Origin of the sequence: Limosilactobacillus galli, assembly GCF_947381495.1 — a bacterium.
Lineage (GTDB): Bacteria > Bacillota > Bacilli > Lactobacillales > Lactobacillaceae > Limosilactobacillus > Limosilactobacillus galli.
This window is the reverse complement of the sequence record NZ_CANCWK010000112.1, coordinates 1-459: the sequence shown is the minus strand read 5'-3', so window position 1 is coordinate 459 and position 459 is coordinate 1. Positions and strand designations below refer to the sequence as shown.

At 40.7% G+C, this 459-nt stretch carries 1 pseudogene; it reads left to right on the top strand.

The window, feature by feature from the left end:
• A pseudogene (locus tag QOS10_RS09495) lies at positions 1–459 on the top strand (reverse transcriptase domain-containing protein); the annotation flags it as partial.

The window sequence follows — 459 nt, the reverse complement described above, 5'->3', positions numbered from 1 at the left end:
AACAGTTTTGGCTTCCGTCCCCACCGTGGGGCCCATGACGCTATTGCAAAAGTAGTAGATCTTTATAATCAAGGCTATCGAAGAGTTGTCGACTTAGACCTAAAAGCCTATTTTGATAACGTTAATCATGACTTGATGATTAAGTATCTCCAACAATATATTGATGACCCATGGACACTAAGACTCATTCGTAAGTTTCTAACTAGCGGAGTCTTAGACCATGGGCTTTTCGCTAAAAGTGAAAAAGGAACCCCCACAAGGAGGGCCATTGTCACCACTACTGGCGAACATCTATCTAAATGAGTTGGACAAAGAGTTGACTAGACGTGGTCATCACTTTGTGCGCTATGCGGATGATTGTAACATCTATGTTAAAAGTCAACGAGCCGGAGAAAGAGTAATGAAGAGCATTACCATATTTCTCGAAAAGCAACTAAAAGTCAAAGTAAATCCAGATAA